Genomic DNA, 18097 nt, shown 5'->3' with positions numbered 1-18097 from the left:
AAGGGGGCGGGCGAACCAAGGTCAGCGGTCCAGCGGCTCCTGAATGACGCTGTCCCGGCCGAACAGCCGGTCCAGCTTGGCGATGTCCTCCTCGTACTTGCCCTGCGTAGTCTCAATCAGCTGCTCAAAGACGCCGTCCAGACTGCGGCGAAGATGATTCAGGGCTTCGGCCGTAATGCCTCCGGGAACGGCAACCCGTTCTTGAAGCTCCTGGGGGCTGAATTCGCCTTCGGTAAGCAGCCGGCCGGTCCCCAGCAGCATTTCGCCGGCAAGCCGGACGGCAAGCCGTTCGTCGATCCCGGTCTCCCGGACGGCGGCCTCGACCCAGCGTTCCAGGAAATAGCTGACGAACGCGGGCCCGCAGCTGGAGAAGTCGGAAGCGATCCGGGTGTGCTCCTCGTGAATTTCGGCCGGAATGCCTATATGGGAGAACAGCTTCAGCAGCAAGCGGCGGTCGTCTTCGCCGAGCCGGCTGCCGAAGATGCACAGTGAGGCGCCGCTGAATACGCGGTGGGTGATGCTCGGTATGATTTTGGCGATCTTGCAGGGCAGGACGCTCTCCAGGTGATGCAGCTGAACGGGGCTTGTGATGGAGACGACGATCTGCTCGGCGCGGAGCACGGGACCGATCTCGTCGATCAGCGCCTTGAACTCCAGCGGTTTGACGCACAGGAACAGAAGATCGCTGCCTGCCGCGGTCTCCGAATTGCGGCTGCAGAGCGAAAGGCCGGGGTAACGCTGCGCGAGCCGGATCAGCTTCTGCGGACTGCGGTTGCTGGCCAGCACATCGGCGGCCTGGAGCGCGCCCGAAGACAGAAGAGCGTCGATCAGGAGGCTGCCCATGCTGCCGGTACCGATAAATCCCGCTTTCATCCTGTGTTAACCTCCCTTCGCGCTAGTATCGTGACGGCAAAGTTCTTCGTTATGTGTATGCGCCGAATCCCGGGCTCATGCCTGGGAATCCGGCATATTTAAGGAGAGGAAGACGATTATGGGCAAAATACGAATCGCCGCCGGACTGGTTCTGGCGCTGGCTGGCGGGATCTGGATCGGGTCCGCCATCCGGACGGACCGGGGGATCAGCGGCTGGGAGACGCTGAATGGCGAAATGGCCGTGAGGCTCTCGGCCTCGGCCGCGCCGGGAACGCCGGCCGCCGCCGCTGATGGCAGCAGAGCCGGAGAGGAGAGGACCGCCACCGCTGCGGGCAGCATAGCCGGAGAAAAGGGGGCGGCCGCCCCGGCGGGCGTCACCGAAGCCGCCGGCGCCGCAGCGGGCGTCAACGAAGCAGCCGCGAAGGCACCGGCTGCCAAGGAACCGGCCGGCTCGGGTATCCGGGCAGCCGCGGGCACCGGAGCCGGCGACGCCGCTTCCCCGGAGATCGCGGGCACGGCTGCCGCCGGCATTGGCGCAGGAACAACGCGAGCTTCCGCGCCTCCTTCTTCCGGCATCCCGAAGGACGGGCGGATCAATGTCAATACCGCAGGGCTCGCGGAGCTGACCGAGCTGCCCGGAATCGGAGAGAAGAAGGCGCAGGCCATTCTGGACGAGCGTGCCGGCGGCGGACCGTTCAGGGACCTGGCCGATCTGGGACGGGTCAAAGGAATTGGTCCGAAGCTGCTGGAGAAGCTTGAGCGTGCGGTCGCTTTTTGAATTCGGATAGCGGCGGGGCTAAGCCCGTAGTACACAGGCCAGGGTTATGCTACAATAGGGCAAAATGCGCACATAAAATGGAGATCAGTGACATGACCACGGAGAATCGCAAGGATTGGGACACCTATTTCATGGATATTGCCTTCATGGTATCCACCCGTTCGCGCTGTCCACGGCGCCATGTCGGCGCTGTGCTGGTTCAAGGCAAGAAGCTGCTCGGCACCGCCTATAACGGAGCGCCGATGGGCCTCCCCGACTGTTCTGAAGCGGGATGCATGGTGGCCGAGCAGTACGAACGCAAGATGGAGGACGGCGTGGAGCGGATGGTGAAGAAGCAGCGCTGCATCCGTACGATCCATGCCGAGCAGAATCTGCTGCTGTTCACGGACCGTACCGACCGGGAAGGCAGTACGGTCTACGTGACCGACGAGCCGTGCTGGACCTGCGCGAACATGTTGGCCAACAGCGGGGTGCGGGAAATCGTCTACAACCGTCCGTACCGAAAGGATATGGATAAGGTGGAGGACATGATGAACGCCAAGGGCATTCTGTTTCGCCGGCTTGAAGGCTACGAGCCGCCGAGGGAGACGCTGCTGGAGGCCATCGACTAGAGAACCCGGATCGCGGGAGAATTCGAATAAGGATTGACCGGGGAAGAACCCCTGCCGCATCGCAAGATGCACACGGCAGGGGTTCTTTGGCGTCTAACGCCCCCGGCAGCTTTTAAAGATTCCATTATGTCAGAAAAGAGGGATTGCGATGTACCGAAGACCGCTGATTGCCGTCACGGCAGCCTGGACCGCAGGGCTGGCCGTCGCCCTGCTGCACCCCTCCGGAAGCATGGCGCTCTGTCTGGGGGCGGCGCTGGCAGCGACGGGCTTCTGTCTGTACAGCGGAAGACGACCGCCCTCATCCGCGGGACGGGCCGTCCGCTGGGCGGCGATGCTGTGGGCCGCTCTGGTGATCGGCACCCTCTACGGAGCCTGGACTGAAGGCCGCAATATCAGCCTGCTGCCGCAAGCGCTGAAGACCGCGGCGGGAGAACCGGATGGAGCACCGGTGACAGCATCGGGTACTATCGTCTCTACGGTAGAACGGGACGGCGATAAAGTCAGCTTCAAGCTGAAGCTGGGAGAAATCCGGGATGGCCGAACAGGACATACCGAAACCGCCGGAACCACCGAAACTACCGAAACTACCGGAACCATCGGAACCACCGGAATCGCCGGAATCGCCGGAGCGACCAGGAACACCGGAACTACCGGGGGGCTACCCTCTCTTTCGGAGAGCGGTTCCGACGAAGAGCAGGCGGATGCGAACAGTTTCTCCGAGCGGGACGAGATCGTACAGGTCCAGCTCAAGCTGGCCGCCGAAGAAGAGATTGGAATCGTTGGCGGCTGGCAGAGGGGGGACCGGATCAGACTGGCGGGCAATCTGGAGCAGCCTGCAGGTCCGCGCAATTTCGGCGGTTTCGATTACCGCCGTTATCTGCATAACCATCGCATTCACTGGCTCCTGACCGCCCAAGGCGCTTCGCAGGCGAAGGTAACCCCGCTTGCCGGCTTCAGCCTGCGGCTGCCGCTGCATTGGGCGGACCGCCTGCGCAGCGGCATGGCTTTGGAACTGGACCGGATTTTTGACGACAAGGATGCCGGGTATCTCAAAGGGCTGATTATCGGGATGCAGGATGACCTGGACCCGGGTACATACCGCGATTTCTCCAAGCTTGGATTGACGCATATTCTGGCAATCAGCGGCATGCATGTGGCTGTATTCGTCGGCTGCCTGCTGTTCCTCCTGGCCCGGCTCCGGCTGACGCGCGAAACCTCGCTTACGGCTGCGCTGCTTCTAGTTCCGCTGTATGTGCTGCTTACCGGAGCCGGGCCTTCGGTGATCCGGGCGGGTCTGATGTCGATGATTGGCCTGTACGCCTCGCGCCGGGGCGTGCTCAAGGACGGACTGCATTTGCTCTGCGCGGCAGGGCTCATGATGCTGCTCTGGAATCCGTATAATCTAGCGGATGTCGGGTTTCAGCTGTCCTTTCTGGTTACAGCCGGACTGCTGGTCTTTGTTCCCCTGGCGGCGCCGCTCTTATCGGCGCTTCCGAAGCGGCTTCGCGGCGCAGTGGCCGTTACGGCGGCGGCGCAGCTGGTTTCTTTTCCGCTGACGATCTGTTACTTCAATCAGTTCGCGCTGCTGTCGTTCGCCGCCAACCTGGCGCTGGTGCCGTTCATCAGCTTCGTTGTGCTTCCGGCGGGTACCGCCGCGCTGCTGCTGGCTCCGGTCTGGAAGGCGGGCGCGTCCGGTCTGGCCTATGCCGTGCACGGGATGAACCGGGCTACATTCGCCGCCGTGGACGGGTGCGCGGATCTCGCCGGATCGATGATCTGGCCTTCCCCGAGTCCGTTATGGATCGCAGCCTACTATGGCCTGCTGTACGGCCTGCTGAAGAGTCTGAGCCTCCGGGCGGACAGGCGCAATGCGCCGGTATTCGGCATCGACGAGACAAGACCGCTGAATCCCGGCCTGCTGAAGAAGATCGAGGCGGAACGCCGGAAGGGGACGAACGATGTCCGGTCTCGCGCCCTTGGCCTGTCCGCGTCCCTGCTGGCGGCATCGCTTGCCGGGCTGCTGGTCTTCGGCTACCGGACGGCGTTTCTGTCAGCGGAAGGTTCCGTCAGCTTTCTGGATGTGGGCCAGGGCGACAGCATCCTGATTGAGACCCCCTCGGGCGGCCATATTCTGGTCGATGGCGGAGGAACCGTCAGCTTCGGTAAGAAAGAGCCCTGGCGGATGCGGCGCGACCCGTATGAGGTGGGCCGGAAGACGCTGGTTCCGCTGCTCAAGAAGCGGGGCATTCACCGGCTGGATGCCGTCATTCTGACGCACGGCGACCAGGATCATGCCGGAGGCCTTCAGGCAGTGCTGGAAGAGATACCGGTGTCGGCGCTGCTCTTCAACGGTACAATCGCCGATACGGATGCCTACCGGAAGCTGATGCAGACTGCGCTGGACAAGAAAGTGCGTCTGTATGCCGTTCACCGGGGAATGCGTCTTGCGCCGGACGGCAGTACGACAATTGAGTTCCTTGGGCCGGAAGGGGGGAAGGGGGCGGCAGGAGCGAACGGGGGAGAACGGGAGGAACTGCCGGTCTGCAAGGAGCAGAACAACAGGTCGGTTGTCTTCAAGCTGACCTTGAGCGGCCGCAGCTTCCTGTTCACCGGGGATATGGAGAAGGAGCAGGAGCGGGACATGGTCGCTGCCCAAGCGGCCTCCCGTTCCGGGACCGCACCCGCAGAACATGTCGATGTGCTGAAAGTCGCGCACCACGGCAGCCGGACCTCAAGCAGTGAGCAATGGCTGCGCTATTGGAATCCGGCAACGGCGGTCATCTCCGTGGGGAAGAATAACCTGTACGGGCATCCGGGCCAGGAGGTGCTGGACCGGCTGACGGCGGCCGGGACAGAGATCTGCCGGACTGACCGGCAGGGAGAGGTGCAGATGCGGATTGAAGATGGAACGCTGCAGGTGCGGCATCGGCTGGAGGAACCGGCACAGGCGGAACCGACCCAGCAGAACCGATAGACCGATAAACCTGCAGATCCAGTAGAACGGAAGAACCGGAAGAACCAGCTGAACGAGCAGAACCAGCAGAATCAGCTGAACCAGCAGGGAGGGATCGGGTGGGCGTATTCTTATTTCATATTGAAAGGAAATGTTTTTTGTGGAGAAACGGGAACCTTTGGCTGCTCCGGGTGTCTTATTATACGGGAGCGTGACAAAATGCCGGAGAGAGACGATCTTCGCGCCATGGTATCATCTCCGGACAGGACCCTTCGGGAACTGATGGCGGAGTATGGCGATGATATATGGAATTATGCTTATTTTCTGACGGGAAGCCGGGATCAGGCGGACGAGGTGTGCCAGGAGACCTTTCTGAGGGCTTACACGCATCTATCTTCATTCCGCGGCGGTTCGACGGTAAAAACCTGGCTGCTGACCATTGCCCGCAATCAGGCGCTGAACTGGCGGCGCAGCCTGCGGCTGAGGAGCCTGCCTTTCTTCACCGGCAGACGGGATGCGGAAGCTGCGCCGTCCGCGGAGCGGGAGGCACTGAACCGCCAGTACACAGATGCGATCTGGCAAATCATTATGGCGCTTCCGGTGCCTTACCGGGAAGCGCTGGTGCTCGACATCCGGTATGATCTGACCGGAGAAGAGATGGCAAGACTGCTGGGCGTAGCGCCCGGAACGGTGAAATCGCGGCTGGCGCGGGCGAGAGCGAAGGTGCGGCAGGCGCTGGAGAAGGAGGAGAGCGAATGAAGGACGAAGAAAGGCAGGACAAGCCCTATCTGAACCGGCAGGCCTCCGGCCCGGAGGCGGAGGCCCCTGAAGAGGCCCGGCCGACGTGGTACGGCCGGGCGGCGGACGGTCCGTACCGCTCCGGCGGCATGACGCCGGAGCTTGCGTCCCGCATCGAGCGGGCGGCCGCGGCACGCCCGCAGACCCGGCGCCGCGCGCTGGCCGCGGCGGGCGCCGCAGCGGCGCTGCTGCTCGTGGCGGCGGCCGCGCAGCTTGCCGGCGGCGGGGACGGCGGCCCCGGGCCCGCCGTCCGGGTAGCGCCCGGCGGCGGAACGGCCGCAGCCATCTCGGCTGCCCCGGCTGCTTCGCCGGGGCCTGCCGCCTCCGCCGCAGCGCCGGGCGAGACCGGCGCGCCGCAGGCCACGGAGCCGGCGGCTGCCAGCAGTGCGCCTTCGTTCTCGCCGGCTTCGCCCGCCGCCTCATCGCCCCCGGCCTCATCGCCGCCCGCTGCCGAGTTCAAGCTGCCGAGCGGCACCTACTCGATTGAGGTGCCGGACGAGCAACTGAAATATGCCGTCGATGCGGCGGAGTCGCCCGAGGGCATCGTCTGGTTCCCGCTGCCGAAGCTCCTGGGCAGAGGCACGCTCGATGAGCACGCCGCAACGCCGTACAAGCTGTATTTAAGCCCCAAGCAGAAAGGCGTGCTGTCGGTGGAGGCGGCGGATGCCCGGCTGATCTGCACCTTGCCGATGACCGTCTATCTGGAGCAGGCCCGAGCCGACGCCGATATGCGGCTGAACTCGCTGTTCAATGTCGGCCCCTATGTGTTGATGTCTACGAGCGCCCATCTACCGGGCGCCGCCCAGCCCAGCGAGGAGAAGCTATGGCTCTTGGATCTGAAGAATGTCGGGACAACCGGAGAGGCGGAAGCCAAGGAAATTGTCTCTTTTCATTCGGTAGGCGGCTATCAGTTCGAGATGGGCATCGACAACGAGCAGGTTGCGCTGTTCTATATCTACAGCACCCCGGACGGGAACGGCGGGTATGAACGGAAGGCGCGAATCTATCACCCCGATTCGGAGACGGAAGAAACGCCGGCCTCTTACGAGAGGCGGGAGGACGGCTCGCTGACCTACACCGGGGCGGACGGGACCCATACGTTGAAGCTGATCTGGGACTGACATGCGGGGCGGCTCCGGGTGCGCCGTATAAGCGGCTTCGGAGCCGCTTATACGGCGCAAGGCTAAGGGGCCACCGCCCGCCGGGCGGGACGTGCGCGTGAGACGGGCCGGGAGCGGTTTTGCTCCCGGCTCTTTTGCCTGTTGGCGGAGAAAGACTTGGAATTTGATTGCCTGGGACTTCCCTAGTATGCTAGATTAGGAATCTCCCGGATGGGTCATTTATACATAAGGTTGACCGGGTGCATAAATTGTCACAAATGAAGTCCGGAACGCAGCATCAGGTCTGCAACTATTCCGCAGTCTTGCCCGTCAGTAAGATTGCATGAGAGGGGGAACCTTCGTGGTGGAGCAGGGACTCATCAGAGCCGCTCAATCGGGCGATCGCGACGCTCTAATCACCCTATTGCGACAGATCGAAGGACAGGTCTACAAGACGGCCTTCTATATTCTTCATAATGAACAGGATGCGCTGGACGCTTCCCAGGAAGCGCTGGTCCGCGTCTACACGAAGATTAATTCCTATGAAGAGAAAGCCCAGTTCAAGACCTGGGTACAGCGCATTGTCACGAATATATGCATCGACAAGTTCAGAAAGGCCAAGCCGACGGTATCCATCGATGAGCACGAAATGGTGTTCACATCGAAGCAGAATGTGGAGCGCGAAGTGCTCTCCTCCTATCTGGCCGAGGATATCCGCGAGGCGATCGACCAGCTTCCCGAGCATCACCGGACGGTGGTTGTGCTTCGCTACCTGCAGGATTTGTCTTACAACGAGATTGCGGACTGTCTGGGTCTGCCCCTGAATACGGTGAAGTCTTATTTGTTCCGGGCCCGCCAGCAGCTGCAGAGCCGACTACAGGATTATCAGAAAGGTGGTGTAACGGGATGAGCTGCGCGGAGGTGAGAGAATGGATGCATCGCTATGTGGATCATGACTTGAGCCGCGAGGAAGCGGCTGAGCTGTTCCGGCATATCGACGGCTGCCCGGATTGCGCCGAGGAATTTACTCAATTGAAGCTGCTCTCCATGGAGCTGGAACGGCTGCCGGAGGTTCGGCCTCCGTTCAGCCTGGTCGACGCCATCCTGCCCCGGCTGGACGAGATCGACCGGGCGGCGGCAGGGGAGCCATCTCCCGTGGTCCCGCCTGCCGGGCTGTCGGGGGCGAAGGACGCGCAGAACGAAATGACCCGCCGCTCCGGAGACCGTTCGCGGCGGCGCGGCGGCATGGGAATGGGCGGACGGTTCGGAATCGGTGCGGCAGCGGCGGCGCTGATTTTGGGCATTGCGATTTTTAATATGCCCAAGGAGCTTCCCGACGCTCAAGTGGAGAACAGCCTGTTATCCGTCCAGGATACCGGCACCAAGGACGCGGCAGCTCCTTCGGCGGCCGCTGCTTCGCCGGATGCGGAAGCGAACTCGGGGCAAGGGGCTGCCGTGCCGGAAGGCGAACCGGACGGAGCTGCGGCAACGGCTGCCCAGGCTCCGGACCAGGCAAATGCGGCTTCTTCAGCAAATGCGCTTGGCCAAGAGGCGGCGCCTTCTGAAGCCGCTCCCGCCACCGGCCAGACCGGCGGCGAGGACAGGGACGCTGCGGCGGCGAAGCAACCGGCGGATCGGAAGCAGCCTTCGGCGAAGGCTCCCGCAACTGACGCCTCCGGTTCGGATGTCCGGAAGGACCTGCGCCAGGGTACGCAGCAGAAGAAGGCCGCAGCACCTTCTTCCGCACCGTCCTCCGATCCTGGCGCGGCGGATCACGATTCGCTCCAAATGTCTATTATGGCTGAACCGGAAGAGAGAAGCGCCGGCGGCGGTTCCGCGGGCATAATGGGGCTGGCTCCCGCCGAGGCTGCCGACTCGTCCTGGACCTCCCCGGATGGCCTGTATACAGCCCGGCTGGAGAACGGGCGCTTGAACTTCTACAGTATCCCGGAGCAAGGAAGCTACCGGGAAGGGCAGCGGCTGAATTCGGTGGCGCTTGCCGGAGAATGGGTCAGCGGAGGCTGGTCGGCCGACGGGAAGACCTTCGTCTATACCGTCCGAAGCGGCGAAGAGGAACGGACGGAGCAGTACAGGCCCGCAGTCCGCGCCGAACCGGAACCGACTCCCGCCCCCTCAGCGGGCGCAGAAGGAACCGGGGCCAGCAGCGCTCCGTAAGATCGACGGCCGTTTTTGTGCAAGGAACGGAAGAGTACGGAACCTTTCGTTGAACCGGAGAATACAATAGAAGCAGAAGGACGGGACATACAGGGCGGCGTCAAGTGCGCGGGAACCCTTGGTATGACCGGCGGCGGAGCGGTTTCTAGAGCCTGCCCGCACCCGTTTATATAGATGATCCGTCCAGAATAGAAGGAGCCCGGACTTTCCGTCCGGGTTCCTTCGCGTGTCCGGGGGAGCGGGCGGGACGGTGCCGGTGAGGGAGGCTTGTGGTACACTGGATAGAGAAGAGTGGCCGCCCGAGGTGCGGCAAGCAAAGGACGTGAAGCAGTTTGGATGCCAAAAGCGCGGCCAAAGACATCAGACAAGGCCGGATATCGCCGGTATACTGCCTGTACGGCAGCGAGAAGTTTCGTATGAATGAATTCGTCCAGTTTCTGGAGGAACAACTGATTTCCAAGGAAGACCGGGATTTCGCGGTCATTCCGTTCGATCTCTCGGAGACGCCGATCCAGGCGGTGGTGGAGGAGGCTGAGACGGTGCCGTTCATGGTCCCCCGTAAGCTGCTGCTGGTGCGGGATGCGGCCCTCTTCACCTCAGGCAAGGAGAACGCCAAGCTGGACCACCGGATCGAGGCGCTTCAGGATTACCTGAATGCGCCGGCCGACTTCAGCGTCCTGGTGTTCCTAGTGAACAGCGACAAGCTCGATGAGCGCAAGAAAATTGTCAAAACGATGAAGACCGCGGGCACGGTGCTGGCGTTCAATCCGCTCGGCGCGGAGGAACTGCTGCGCTGGGTGGAGCGGGGCATCGCCAGCCGGGGCTGCCAGGCCGCCAGCGGTGCGGCCGAAGCGCTGATTGCAAGCGCCGGGACCGGGCTTCAGGGGCTGACGGCCGAGATGGACAAGCTGTGCCTGTTCGCGGGAACCGGCGGAACGGTGGATGCGGCGGCGGTCGAGAGTCTGGTGGCCAAAGGAATGGAGCAGAATGTATTTGCGCTCGTCGAGCATATTGCCGCGCTCCGGCTGGATCAGGCGCTGGATATGCTCCACGAGCTGCTGAAGCAGAAGGAGGAACCGATCAAGATTGCCGCGCTGATTACGCGGCAGTTCCGGATTATACTCCAAGTCAAAGAGCTGTCGGCCCAGAGCTATGCCCAAGGCCAGATCGCTTCCCAGATCGGCGTTCATCCCTATGCGGTGAAGCTGGCGGGCGAGCAGGCCCGCAAGTTCGGGGCCGGCCAGCTTCGCGATATCTTAAGCCGGCTGGCGGATCTGGATTATCAGATGAAGACCGGCGGCGTGGATAAGGTGCTTGGCCTGGAGCTGTTCATTCTGCGGCTGGCTCCGCAGGGAACCGCTGCGGATTGAAGGAGGATGTCCTGCCTCGCAAAAGGGGACCGTCGGCAGGACGGTCTTTTTTTGTTCCCGAATAGCACAAAAAAACCTGACCGCTTTCCGGAAGGAAGGCGTTCAGGTTCTTCATCTGTTCATTATGATAGCTTCTTAGGCTTGCGCCTTAAGAGCGTTCAGTTTCTTCGCCAGGCGGGATTTCTTGCGGGCAGCCGCATTCTTGTGAACCAGACCTTTAGTAACGGCCTTGTCCAGCTTCTTGGAAGCAGCCTGGAAAGCAACCTGAGCGGTTTCTACTTCCGTTCCTTGCAGAGCAACGTCGGCTGCTTTAACAGCTGTACGAAGCGCAGACTTCTGGGAAGCGTTCAGGGCACGGCGTTTTTCGGTCGTCTTGACGCGTTTAACCGCGGATTTAATGTTTGGCATTGCATTCACCTCCTGTAAGGCAGTACAAATCTCTGTGACTCACAACTTAAAATAGTTTAGCATGCGCCTTCCCAAAATGCAACAAGCAAACCGTGGTTATCTCCTGAAAAATCAGCGGCTTCCCTTCTTTCCTCCCCTGTATAAATGCTCCTTCCTTCCCGCACAATAGAAACAACCCTAATCCAAGGAGGCTGACTGGAATGCAGCTTGATTTGAGCCTGTACGGCGTTCGCACGGATCTTGCCATCGAAGCGCGGGAATTGGCGGCCCGGGGCGGAGCCCGTACCATTCCCGGAGTTAACGAGAATGTAGAGGAAGCGGACGGCATTACCATCACCCGGCTCAGCGTTACAACCGCCGCAGGTTCGCAGGCGATCGGCCGCAGCCTCGGCAACTATGTGACGCTGGAAGTGCCCGGTCTGCGCACCGGAGACACCGGCCTTCAGCAGAAGGTCGCCGAGGCGTTCGCCCGCGAATTCGAGGAGTTCATGGCCCGGATCGGCATCGGCAAGGATGCGCCTGTACTGATCGTCGGCCTCGGCAACTGGAATGTGACGCCCGATTCCCTCGGTCCGCTCGTCGTGGAGAACGCCTTGATTACCCGCCAGTTCTATGAGCTGGTGCCGGATCAGGTCTCTCCCGGCTACCGGAACGTCAGCGCCATTGCGCCCGGCGTGCTCGGGCTGACCGGGATCGAGTCCAGCGATATCGTCCAGGGGATTGTCGAACGAACGAAGCCCGCGGCCGTTATTGCCATCGACGCGCTGGCCTCTCGTTCGCTGGAACGGGTCAACACGACGATCCAGATTGCCGACATCGGCATTCATCCCGGCTCGGGCATCGGGAACAAGCGCCGGGGGCTGACGAAGGAAGTTCTCGGCGTTCCGTGCATCGCCATTGGCGTTCCGACGGTCTGCTACGCCTCCACCATCGTCAACAATGTGCTGGAGATGATGAGCTCGCATTTCGGCGGAACGGGAGCGCCGCACACGAAGCGGATCATGGGCCTGCTCAACGACATCTCCGAGCAGGAACGGCTCTCGCTGGTCAAGGAAGTGCTGGAGCCGCTCGGACATGACCTCATCGTTACGCCGAAAGAGATTGACGAGTTTATTGAAGATATTGCGAATGTCGTGGCGAGCGGCCTCAACGCTGCGCTTCATGAAGCCGTCGATCCCGGCAATGTCGGGGCGTATACGCACTGACCACAGGCGGCGCTGCGGCGAAGGCGCGGCGTAATCCGGGTACAGGACAGGCCGGACTTCCGGGGACATTTCGGGATGACGGCCTGTCTCTTTTTGCAGGCGAATCTGTTCTATCGTTCTCCTCTTCCTCATAGATTGGGAGTATAAGAGATTACAGAGGGTGCAAGGAGGACATAACGATAATGAACAGACACTGGTTTCAACTCTGGAACCTGGCGCGGCTGCGCAGCCGCTTCCTGGACATGCTGGCTTTGGGACGGACGCTGCTGCTGCTCTCGGCGGGCTCCCTGCTCTTCTTCGTTCTGCTGGGTGCGGGAGGAGCGGCCGGGCACAAGCTGAACCCGTCCCCCCTGCCGTCGATGCAGGGTCTGGCCGCTTCGCTGTCCGGCGGGTTCTTCAAGGAGATGCTCGGCATGGAGGTGGCGCATCTCCCGAAGGCGAAAGAGGGTTCGGCGCTGTCGGGGAACAAAGTAACGGCCTTTGTGCTGGAGATGCTGACCAGCATCAATCCTTCCGATCCCAAGAGCCTGATTGCCCGCGAAGTTCCGGGTCTGGCCGCCGACGATCCGGTGCTGCTTCGCCGGGGTTCGGGCGGGGCGGGCGGCGCTCCGGCCGATTATCATCCGGGAACCGGCGGACAGGCCGCCCCGGATCCTGCGCCGTCGACTGACCCTGCATCGTCCCCTGACCCGGCAGCGGCCGCATCGTCCCCGGAGCCGTCCGGGCAGCCGGCCGAATCAGCCGCCCCGGACAGCCAGGGCCAAGGCGGCGCCGGAAGCGGCGGCGAAGGCGATCCGGCAATCAAACGGGTGCTCATCTACCATTCCCATGCAAGAGAGTCTTATAATCCGCTGCTCGGAACGGCAAGCGACAATCCAAGCTCGGCCGATCCCGACCGGAATGTCATGCTGGTCGGCTCCTATGTCGCCTCCGTCCTGGAGAAGAGAGGCATCGGCACGCTGCATTCCACGCAGGATTATGCCTCTACGATGCCGGACTACAATTGGAATTTCTCCTATAAATACTCCCGGATGACGGTCAAATCGGCGATGGCGGCCAACGGCGAGCTGGACGAGATGATCGACATTCACCGGGACTCCCAGCGCCACGACAAGACGACAACGGTAATCGGCGGGCAGTCCTATGCGCAGATCTACTTCATTCTCGGCCACGAGAACAAGGACTGGAAGAAGAATGAAGCGTTCGCCAACGCGATTCATCAGCGGCTGGAGAAGCAGTATCCCGGAATTTCGCGCGGCATCTGGGGAAAGACTTCGGCGCAGGGCAACGGCGAGTACAATCAGTCGCTGTCTCCCAACAGCGTGCTGATCGAGATCGGCGGCGTTGACAGTACGAAGGAAGAACTGAAGCGGACGGCAGACGCGCTGGGCGAAGCCATTGCCGATGTCTACTGGAGCGGCCATGAGGCCCAGAAGGCGGATGCACCCGCCAATTAGAAGAAGAGGGAGGAACGGATATGAACCGGGCTGGCAAAAAAATCGCCGTACTCGGCCTGTGGATCGGGATCGGCGTTCTGGTGGGCATGCAGTTCGGCGGCGGGAAAGCCGCCGTCTCTTCCCCGGTGCCGGGCTACCGCGTGCTGCCCGCCGGGAATCAACCGGCCGCCGCAGCCCCGGCGGCCGGAACCGGGGCCGTGACCGGCTACCGGGTCGAGCCGGACGGCGGGGGCGGCTACCTGTACATTCCGGTAACGCTTCTGCCGTCCGGAAGTGCCGGGGCCGCGGGAACAGCCGCAGCCGGGACCGGAAGCTCCGGCGCGGGAACGGCCGTTTCGCCGGAGAGTGCCAAGTCCTCCGGCGGGCAGACCGTGCTGCCGGACCCCGGAGGCGGCGGACTGCCTTCCGGGAAGGAAGCGGCGCTGACCCCCGGCCAGATTCTCGTGCCGGAAGCGCCGGAGCCGCCGGTCGATGTGCTGGCCGACAAGACGGCCGGACTGCTTCAGGACGCCTCGCGCGCGGGCATCCGCTGGATTGTATCCCTGTTCGACTCCGGAGAATGACGGCTCCCGCCCTTCGGGATTGCTGGGCGCAGGCTCTGCTGATATAATAAGGGGATTAACAACAGGCTGTCTGTGGGGGTAAGGAATGACTGACGTTCAGAAGAGACAACAACAAATCCGCAATTTCTCGATTATCGCACATATAGACCATGGCAAATCGACGCTGGCCGACCGGATTCTGGAATATACGGGCGCCCTCAGCTCCCGTGAGATGCAGGAGCAGGTGCTGGACCAGATGGATCTGGAACGCGAACGGGGGATTACGATCAAGCTGCAGGCCGTCCGGCTCGGTTACAAGGCCGATGACGGGCAGGAGTATCTGCTAAACCTGATCGATACCCCGGGACATGTGGACTTCACGTACGAAGTATCGCGGAGCCTTGCCGCCTGCGAAGGCGCGCTGCTCGTTGTCGATGCCGCCCAGGGGATTGAAGCCCAGACGCTCGCCAACGTGTATCTGGCGCTGGACAACAACCTGGAGATTCTGCCGGTTATCAACAAGATCGATCTGCCGAGCGCCGATCCCGAACGGGTGAAGCAGGAGATCGAGGATGTCATCGGCCTTGATGCGAGCGAAGCGGTTCTGGCTTCGGCCAAAGCGGGCATCGGCATTAAGGAGATTCTGGAGCAGGTCGTCAAGCAGGTTCCGCCTCCGAGCGGAAGCATGGACAACCCGCTCAAAGCGCTGATCTTCGACTCCCACTATGATCCGTACAAGGGCGTTATCGTCTACGTCCGGGTGGTGGACGGCAGCATCCGCGCGGGTTCGAAGATCAAGATGATGGCGACCGACAAGTCGTTCGAGGTTATCGAAGTCGGAGCGTTCATGCCGAGAATGAGCATTGTGGAAGAGCTGCTTCCCGGAGACGTCGGCTTCATTGTGGCCGGCATCAAGCATGTGGGCGATACCCGGGTCGGCGATACGGTTACGGACGCCAAAACTCCGGCACCCGAGCCGCTTCCGGGTTACCGGAAGATCAATCCGATGGTCTACTGCGGCCTGTACCCGATCGAGACTTCCGATTACAACGACCTGCGCGAAGCGCTGGAGAAGCTCCAGCTCAACGACGCTTCCCTTAGCTTCGAGCCGGAGACGTCGAGCGCGCTCGGCTTCGGCTTCCGCTGCGGCTTCCTCGGCCTGCTGCATATGGAGATTATCCAGGAGCGGATCGAGCGCGAGTTCAATATTCCGCTGATTACGACCGCGCCGAGCGTAATCTACCGCATCAAGCTGACGAACGGGGAAGAGCTTCAGATCGACAACCCGTCGAACTACCCGGAAGTCGGCAAGATCGACTATGTCGAAGAGCCTTTTGTGAAAGCCGCGATCATCGTCCCGAACGACTATGTCGGAACGGTCATGGAGCTGTGCCAGAACAAGCGCGGCGAATTCGTCAATATGGAGTACCTGGACACGACGCGCGTTACCATTACGTATCAGATCCCGCTGTCGGAGATCGTCTACGACTTCTTCGACCAGCTGAAATCGGGAACGAAGGGTTATGCTTCGTTCGACTACGAAATCTCCGGATACCGCCAGTCCAATCTGGTGAAGATGGACATTCTGCTGAACGGCGAGCAGGTGGATGCGCTGTCGTTCATCGTTCACCGCGACCGGGCCTATAACCGGGGCCGGATTATCTGCGAGAAGCTGCGCGGCATTATCCCGCGCCAGATGTTCGAGGTGCCGATCCAGGCATCCGTCGGCACGAAGGTAGTCGCCCGCGAGACCGTCAAGGCCATGCGCAAGAACGTGCTTGCCAAGTGCTACGGCGGCGATATCTCGCGTAAGCGGAAGCTGCTGGAGAAGCAGAAGGAAGGCAAGAAGCGGATGAAGCAGGTCGGCAGCGTCGAGGTGCCGCAGGAAGCCTTTATGGCGGTTCTGAAGATCGACGAATAGCTGAGCGCCGCAGGCACGAGGAAGCCGTCAGGCTTCCTTTTTCTTTTTGGCAGAAAGACCACCACCGATAATCCCGAAGGAGGGAATCCCATGAATTCCGTAAGCCAAACGCAACGGCCCGCCGGCTCCCCGCCGGAAGCGGTCTATATTCATATTCCGTTCTGCACGAATAAATGCTTCTATTGTGATTTTAATTCCTATGTGCTGAAGGATCAGCCGGTCATGGACTATTTGCGGGCGCTGGACCGCGAGATGGAGCTGACGGTCCGGGACAACCCGCCGGGGACGATCCGCAGCATCTTTGTCGGCGGCGGTACGCCGACGGTGCTGAAGCCCGACGAGATGGCGTTCTTCCTGGCGAGTGTCCGCAGGCATTTTCCGGACTGGGCCGAAGATATCGAGTTCTCGATGGAAGCGAACCCGGGAACGACCGATCCGGACAAGCTGGCCGTGATGAAGGAGGGGGGCGTCAACCGCGTCAGCTTCGGCGTGCAGGCCTTCCAGAACGATCTGCTGGGCGGAATCGGGCGGATTCACAATACCGACGATGTCTACCGCAGCTTGGAGAATGCCCGGGCGGCGGGTCTGAACAATCTCTCGATCGACCTCATGTTCGGCCTGCCGAACCAGACGGTCGATATGCTGGCCGAGAGCGTCCGCCGGGCGCTGGCGCTGGATCTGCCCCATTACTCCATCTACAGTCTGAAGGTGGAAGAGAATACGCTGTTCCACACCCTGTTCAACAAGAACCAGCTGCCGCTGCCCAATGAAGAGGACGAGCTGCGGATGTATCAGCTCCTGATGGAAGAGATGGCCGCGGCCGGATACAAGCAGTACGAAATCAGCAATTTTGCCAAGCCGGGCAAGGAGAGCCGCCACAACATTGCCTATTGGCGCAACCGCGATTATTACGGACTCGGTGCGGGAGCGCACGGCTATGCGAAGCGTCTGCGGCATGTCAACATCAAGGGAGTCAATCCGTACAATGAAGCCTGCCGCTCGGGGCTGCCGCGGCTGGAGACGCATGCCGTACCGGAAGCTGAAGCGATGGAGGATTTCATGATGGTCGGGCTGCGTATGCTGGACGGGATTTGCGGCGAGGACTTCCAAGCGCAGTTCGGGCGGCCGGTGGAGGATATTTTTGGCCCGCAGCTGCATAAGCTGGTAAGCGCCGGGCTGCTGGAGCGCGAAGGGGGCACCTACCGGCTCAGCAGCAAGGGAATTCTGTTCGGCAACGACGTATTCGGCGAGTTCGTCGGGACGGTTGAAGAGATTTAATTTTGAATTACCGCTTGAATTGTCATACACTGTGATGTATATTTATTCATAGTATTTGACGAGGGAGTGAAGACAAGTGCTTGCAAAGCCCAAGACGCTGCCAACTGTCCCGAACGCCGCGGTATGCCGCAATGCAACCGTGGAGGATATCGAGCCGCTGTACCTGATGATCGAGGAATATGCGCAGCGCGGAATTATGCTGCCCAGATCCCGGGAAGCTCTCAGGCGCCAGCTCCGTCACTTCGTCGTTGCCGAGGTGAACGGGAAGGTGGTCGGCTGCGGTTCGCTCTGCCGTCTGGGCAGCGATCTGGTCGAGATTCGCTCGCTGGGTCTGCGCGAAGAATGCAAAGGACTTGGAATCGGCTCCCTGATCGTGGAGAAATTGACCGAGGAAGCCCGCAAGCAGGGCATCCCGAAGATTATGGCTCTCACCTACGCCGTAAGCTTCTTCCTGAAGAACGGATTCCGGGTCGTGGATAAAGAGATATTCCCCGAAAAGGTCTGGACCGATTGCGTCAACTGTCCGAAGCAGCATGCCTGCGATGAAATCGCTGTGCTGAAGCTGTTGTCCTAGCGAAATTCCCGAGAATTCGTGAGCCGTCCGGTCCGGCGCTCTGCCGCCTGGTGC

16 protein-coding genes are annotated in these 18097 nt (G+C 61.4%); 14 read left to right on the top strand and 2 right to left on the bottom strand.

From position 1 onward, the window contains the following. Positions 1–21 precede the first annotated feature (21 nt). Complete coding sequence (gene comER, locus F4V43_RS04200; protein WP_150456980.1) at positions 22–873, bottom strand: late competence protein ComER; 852 nt, start codon at positions 871–873, stop codon at positions 22–24. Positions 874–991: 118 nt separating this feature from the next. Here comER and F4V43_RS04195 point away from each other — a divergent pair, with 118 nt between their 5' ends. The 8 genes from F4V43_RS04195 (at position 992) to holA (ending at position 10658) form a co-directional block, all read left to right on the top strand. Beyond that, on the top strand, positions 992–1651 hold the full coding sequence (locus F4V43_RS04195) for a ComEA family DNA-binding protein (RefSeq protein WP_150456979.1): 660 nt from the start codon (positions 992–994) through the stop codon (positions 1649–1651). 92 nt (positions 1652–1743) lie between these two features. Then, positions 1744–2262 carry a deoxycytidylate deaminase gene (locus tag F4V43_RS04190; RefSeq protein WP_150456978.1) on the top strand — a complete coding sequence of 173 codons (519 nt, stop codon included), beginning with the start codon at positions 1744–1746 and terminating at the stop codon, positions 2260–2262. 148 nt (positions 2263–2410) lie between these two features. Beyond that, entirely contained in the window at positions 2411–5236 is a 2826-nt protein-coding gene (locus tag F4V43_RS04185) for a DNA internalization-related competence protein ComEC/Rec2 (RefSeq protein WP_150456977.1), read from the top strand. 198 nt (positions 5237–5434) lie between these two features. Continuing rightward, entirely contained in the window at positions 5435–5974 is a 540-nt protein-coding gene (locus F4V43_RS04180) for an RNA polymerase sigma factor (RefSeq protein ID WP_150456976.1), read from the top strand. After that, a complete protein-coding gene (locus F4V43_RS04175) occupies positions 5971–7134 on the top strand; it encodes a hypothetical protein (protein ID WP_150456975.1) in 1164 nt (387 codons plus the stop codon). The genes F4V43_RS04180 and F4V43_RS04175 overlap by 4 nt, the downstream gene beginning before the upstream one ends. Positions 7135–7474: 340 nt before the next feature. Then, the gene (locus F4V43_RS04170) at positions 7475–8023 is read left to right on the top strand and encodes an RNA polymerase sigma factor (protein ID WP_150456974.1); all 549 of its coding nucleotides are present in this window, start codon (positions 7475–7477) and stop codon (positions 8021–8023) included. Continuing rightward, positions 8020–9288, top strand: coding sequence for an anti-sigma factor (locus tag F4V43_RS04165; RefSeq protein ID WP_150456973.1), 1269 nt, complete (start codon positions 8020–8022; stop codon positions 9286–9288). The genes F4V43_RS04170 and F4V43_RS04165 overlap by 4 nt, the downstream gene beginning before the upstream one ends. A 332-nt stretch (positions 9289–9620) precedes the next feature. Continuing rightward, the gene (gene holA, locus F4V43_RS04160) at positions 9621–10658 is read left to right on the top strand and encodes a DNA polymerase III subunit delta (protein ID WP_150456972.1); all 1038 of its coding nucleotides are present in this window, start codon (positions 9621–9623) and stop codon (positions 10656–10658) included. A gap of 135 nt (positions 10659–10793) precedes the next feature. Here the strand turns inward: holA and rpsT are convergent, their stop codons facing one another. Continuing rightward, positions 10794–11066 (bottom strand): 30S ribosomal protein S20, encoded by a 273-nt coding sequence (gene rpsT / locus F4V43_RS04155; RefSeq protein WP_150456971.1) that lies wholly within the window; start codon positions 11064–11066, stop codon positions 10794–10796. Positions 11067–11266: 200 nt separating this feature from the next. On the opposite strand from rpsT, the gene gpr reads away from it, so the two are divergent. From gpr to F4V43_RS04125, 6 genes are all read left to right on the top strand, one after another. Beyond that, entirely contained in the window at positions 11267–12271 is a 1005-nt protein-coding gene (gpr, locus tag F4V43_RS04150) for a GPR endopeptidase (protein ID WP_150456970.1), read from the top strand. A 182-nt stretch (positions 12272–12453) separates the two neighbouring features. Beyond that, positions 12454–13728 carry a stage II sporulation protein P gene (locus F4V43_RS04145; protein ID WP_150456969.1) on the top strand — a complete coding sequence of 425 codons (1275 nt, stop codon included), beginning with the start codon at positions 12454–12456 and terminating at the stop codon, positions 13726–13728. Between the two features lie 20 nt (positions 13729–13748). Continuing rightward, on the top strand, positions 13749–14291 hold the full coding sequence (locus F4V43_RS04140) for a hypothetical protein (RefSeq protein ID WP_150456968.1): 543 nt from the start codon (positions 13749–13751) through the stop codon (positions 14289–14291). Between the two features lie 85 nt (positions 14292–14376). Next, positions 14377–16191 carry a translation elongation factor 4 gene (lepA, locus tag F4V43_RS04135; RefSeq protein WP_150456967.1) on the top strand — a complete coding sequence of 605 codons (1815 nt, stop codon included), beginning with the start codon at positions 14377–14379 and terminating at the stop codon, positions 16189–16191. A 90-nt stretch (positions 16192–16281) separates the two neighbouring features. Further along, the gene (gene hemW, locus F4V43_RS04130) at positions 16282–17469 is read left to right on the top strand and encodes a radical SAM family heme chaperone HemW (RefSeq protein WP_150456966.1); all 1188 of its coding nucleotides are present in this window, start codon (positions 16282–16284) and stop codon (positions 17467–17469) included. A 76-nt stretch (positions 17470–17545) separates the two neighbouring features. Next, a complete protein-coding gene (locus F4V43_RS04125; protein ID WP_223879765.1) occupies positions 17546–18043 on the top strand; it encodes an N-acetyltransferase in 498 nt (165 codons plus the stop codon). Positions 18044–18097 lie beyond the last annotated feature (54 nt).

The organism is Paenibacillus spiritus (genome assembly GCF_008710135.1).
In the GTDB taxonomy this organism is placed as follows: Bacteria; Bacillota; Bacilli; order Paenibacillales; family Paenibacillaceae; genus Paenibacillus_AQ; species Paenibacillus_AQ glufosinatiresistens.
The sequence above is the reverse complement of the archived record's forward strand: the minus strand, read 5'-3'. Positions and strand labels throughout refer to the sequence as shown.

Bases quoted from the DNA above. Each gene is read 5' to 3' on its own strand.
- comER (WP_150456980.1), bottom strand. From the start codon at position 873: ATGAAAGCGGGATTTATCGGTACCGGCAGCATGGGCAGCCTCCTGATC.
- F4V43_RS04145 (WP_150456969.1), top strand. From the start codon at position 12,454: ATGAACAGACACTGGTTTCAACTCTGGAACCTGGCGCGGCTGCGCAGC.
- F4V43_RS04165 (WP_150456973.1), top strand. From the start codon at position 8,020: ATGAGCTGCGCGGAGGTGAGAGAATGGATGCATCGCTATGTGGATCAT.
- F4V43_RS04140 (WP_150456968.1), top strand. From the start codon at position 13,749: ATGAACCGGGCTGGCAAAAAAATCGCCGTACTCGGCCTGTGGATCGGG.
- F4V43_RS04195 (WP_150456979.1), top strand. From the start codon at position 992: ATGGGCAAAATACGAATCGCCGCCGGACTGGTTCTGGCGCTGGCTGGC.
- F4V43_RS04190 (WP_150456978.1), top strand. From the start codon at position 1,744: ATGACCACGGAGAATCGCAAGGATTGGGACACCTATTTCATGGATATT.
- F4V43_RS04180 (WP_150456976.1), top strand. From the start codon at position 5,435: ATGCCGGAGAGAGACGATCTTCGCGCCATGGTATCATCTCCGGACAGG.
- F4V43_RS04175 (WP_150456975.1), top strand. From the start codon at position 5,971: ATGAAGGACGAAGAAAGGCAGGACAAGCCCTATCTGAACCGGCAGGCC.
- rpsT (WP_150456971.1), bottom strand. From the start codon at position 11,066: ATGCCAAACATTAAATCCGCGGTTAAACGCGTCAAGACGACCGAAAAA.
- F4V43_RS04185 (WP_150456977.1), top strand. From the start codon at position 2,411: ATGTACCGAAGACCGCTGATTGCCGTCACGGCAGCCTGGACCGCAGGG.
- gpr (WP_150456970.1), top strand. From the start codon at position 11,267: ATGCAGCTTGATTTGAGCCTGTACGGCGTTCGCACGGATCTTGCCATC.
- hemW (WP_150456966.1), top strand. From the start codon at position 16,282: ATGAATTCCGTAAGCCAAACGCAACGGCCCGCCGGCTCCCCGCCGGAA.
- lepA (WP_150456967.1), top strand. From the start codon at position 14,377: ATGACTGACGTTCAGAAGAGACAACAACAAATCCGCAATTTCTCGATT.